This window comes from Pseudonocardia sp. McavD-2-B (assembly GCF_024124365.1).
GTDB lineage: Bacteria > Actinomycetota > Actinomycetes > Mycobacteriales > Pseudonocardiaceae > Pseudonocardia > Pseudonocardia alni.
In genome coordinates this window covers 1-3068 of sequence record NZ_JAMXSG010000425.1, presented here as the reverse complement: position 1 = coordinate 3068, position 3068 = coordinate 1, and the positions used below count along the sequence as shown (strand labels likewise).

Annotated in this window: 3 protein-coding genes and 1 pseudogene; all 4 read left to right on the top strand. The window is 73.3% G+C overall.

What is annotated here, in order from left to right:
- Positions 1 to 254: hypothetical protein (locus tag NH602_RS29655; protein WP_253069537.1), on the top strand; the 254-nt coding region annotated here is incomplete at its 5' end.
- A gap of 248 nt (positions 255 to 502) precedes the next feature.
- Positions 503 to 1495: a LysR family transcriptional regulator gene (locus NH602_RS29650; protein ID WP_253069536.1), complete on the top strand. Its 993-nt coding sequence runs from the start codon at positions 503 to 505 to the stop codon at positions 1493 to 1495.
- A gap of 35 nt (positions 1496 to 1530) precedes the next feature.
- Positions 1531 to 2508: a class I fructose-bisphosphate aldolase gene (locus tag NH602_RS29645; protein WP_073573862.1), complete on the top strand. Its 978-nt coding sequence runs from the start codon at positions 1531 to 1533 to the stop codon at positions 2506 to 2508.
- A gap of 37 nt (positions 2509 to 2545) precedes the next feature.
- Positions 2546 to 3068: pseudogene (locus NH602_RS29640) on the top strand (hypothetical protein); the annotation flags it as partial.

Sequence of the window (3068 nt, the reverse complement as noted above, 5' to 3'; positions counted from 1 at the left end):
ACCACGACAACAGGAAGAACAACACCCCCACCGTCGCCCCACCGACACCCACCCACAACACCACCACACATCCGGAAAACCGATCACCCGATCCGCACCCCGAATACCCCCACAACCGGAACGGCCGTCGGCGTACCCCGGTGCCGGAGGGGCGTCGTCGCGCCGCCGAGGAGATCCCGCCGCAGTTCGGACCGGGTTGGTCCGTCCCGGAGCTCCTGGCTGCGCCGCCACCCGATGCGCGTGTTCCGGGATGAACGGCGACCTAGGAGGAACGAACGAAGCAGTGTCGGGAACCGGCGGAGAACGGGGACGGAAAATGCCCTCCGGCCCTCGTGCCGCACCGCAGGAGACGCGAATCCCGCCTCTCGTACACGGATCACGTGCGTTCGTGTCCGTGCGGTTGACCCGTTCTCCCCCGGTCCGCATCATCGCCGGGCGCCGCGTTTCGACGGAGTTTCGCGGGCGGAGCGAGAGGACAAGAACGTTGGTGATTCCGTCCCGGATGCCTCAGCTCGCAGACCTCGATCTCCTGCTGTCGGTGGCGAGCCGTGGCAGCGTCGGAAAGGCAGCGCAGGAACACCGCATCTCCCAGCCTGCCGCCAGCACGCGGATCAGTGCGATGGAGAGACGACTCGGTCTCCGGCTGCTCGAGCGGTCGCCTGCCGGGTCGACGCTGACCACGGAGGGCGAGGTACTGGCGCGCTATGCACGCAACGTGATCCGGGCGGCCGACGAGCTGCTCGAGTTCGGCTCCCGCATGGGGTCCACGGAGGCCCGCAGGCTCCGCATCGCGGGCAGCCCCGCGATCTCCGAGCACCTGATCCCCGACTGGCTGAACCACGCCGGCTCCACCACCGACGACGTCCTCGTCGAGGTGCGGACCGGCAACCTCGAAACGCTCCACCACCTGGTCCTGGAGAGCCGGGTCGACCTCGCGTTCGTCGACGGATGGTGCGGTACCGGCGACCGGACGGGCGCGGCGCACCATGAGGAGCTGGTGACCCGAGACATCTGCGACGACCGGCTGGCCGTCGTCGTCGGGCCCCGGCACCCCTGGGCGGACCGGAGGACACCCGTCACCGTGGCCGAGCTCGCGGGTGCACCTCTGGTGCTGCGGGAGCGCGGGTCGGGCCTGCGCGCGTTCACCGACGAGCTCCTCGCCCCGCACCGGCCCGCCGGCGGCCAGGTCGAGCTGCCGTCCAGCAGCGCGCTCAAGCTCGCCGTCGCCACGAGCAGACGGGTGACCGTCCTGAACGTGTCGACCGTCCGTACCGAGATCGCGGACGGTCGGCTCCACCTCGTCGCCGTGGACCACGAGATGCCCGGGCGTCCCATCCGCGCGACCTGGAACCGGCAGCGCGGGCTCACCGGGCACGCGGAAGCCCTCGTCGAGATCGCCGCGGCGAAGGGCTCGCCGCCGCCCGGCCCCCACGACGACCCGGAGACCGGAGGCACGCCCGGACGCGACCACGCAGGCCACCGGGCGATCGCATGACCGCCCGCGACCGTCAATTCCCAGGAGGGGACGAAGTGTCAGCTCTGAACAAGATCGCCCGCACGATGGTCTCGCACCGGCGGGGGATCCTCGCCGCCGACGAGAGCATCGGGACCATGTCCGCCCGGCTCGAGTCGGTCGGCGTCGCCCCGACCGAGGAGAACCGCCGCGTCTACCGCGAGCTCATCGTGACCACACCGCGGCTCGCCGAGTCCGTGAGCGGGGTCATCCTCGCGGACGAGACCTTCCACCAGCAGCTCGACGACGGGCGGTCGTTCCCCGAGTACCTGTCCGACATCGGGATCCTGGCGGGCATCAAGGTCGACACCGGGGCGAAGCCGCTCGCCGGGGCGTCCGGCGAGAAGATCACGGAGGGACTCGACGGGCTGCGCGAGCGCATCGCGGACTACGTGCGGCGCGGCGCGACCTTCGCGAAGTGGCGGGCGGTCATCACCATCGGCGACGGGCTGCCGTCGGACCGCGCGGTGCGCGCCAACGTGCACGCACTGGCCCGCTACGCCGGCCTGTGCCAGGAGGGCGGGCTGGTGCCGATCGTGGAGCCGGAGGTGCTCATGGACGGCGACCACTCGCTGGCCCGGTGCCGGCAGGTGACCACGGAGACCCTCGAGGAGCTGTTCGAGGAGCTCGACCTCCTGCAGGTACAGCTCGACGGGATCGTCCTCAAGCCGAACATGGTGGTCCCCGGCTCCGGCAGCGGCGAGCAGGTCACGGTCGCCGACGTGGCCGAGGCCACGGTCGAGACACTGCGGGAGACCGTGCCCCCGGCCGTCCCGGGCATCGCCTTCCTGTCCGGGGGCCAGGACCCGGAGGTGGCGACGGAGCACCTCGGGGCGATGCAGGGTCTCGACCCGCTGCCGTGGGAGCTCACCTACTCCTTCGGCCGGGCGCTGGTCGGGCCCGCGCTGGAGGCGTGGCGGGGGCAGGAGCAGAACCGGGACGCCGCCCAGTCGGCCCTGTCCGCCCGTGCCGTGGCCAACGCCGCGGCGCGCTGACCGGCGCCTCGTGGTGCGGACGGCACACGGTGACGGGGTGGACCCGCCACCCGACGAGGTGCTGATGCTGGAGCTCGTCCGCGCGACCGAGTCGGGCGCCGTGGTGGCCGGGCGGTGCTCCGGCCACCACGGCGCCGCCGGGACCAGGGGCGACGACCGCGACCCGGACCGGAACCGGGCGGTCGCCGCGATGCGCGCCCGTCTCGCCGACGTGGGCCTGCCCACCGCCGTCGCGCTCGGACGTGACGGCCCGTCGGGGCGCGCGCCGGCGTGCACCGCGGCGTTCGGGCTGACGCGCGGTACACCGTCGGCCGGTGGAGGGGCGCCGACCGCGTTCGCCGCCGCGGTCGTGGCCCGGTCCGGAGCGGTCCGGGTGCCGCCCCCCGGCGGCGAGCACGGTCTGGTCCTCGCCGTGGGCGCCGGCGTCCACGGTGCGGAGGTGGGTCACCCGGTGCCCGACATCCTGCGGGCGGTGGCCGCGGCGCGAGGGGTCCGCGTCACCGACCTGGTGGTCGCGTGCGCGGACACGGCGGGGCCGGGACCCCCCGACGCCCTCCCTG

Bases quoted from the DNA above. Each gene is read 5' to 3' on its own strand.
- NH602_RS29650 (WP_253069536.1), top strand. From the start codon at position 503: ATGCCTCAGCTCGCAGACCTCGATCTCCTGCTGTCGGTGGCGAGCCGT.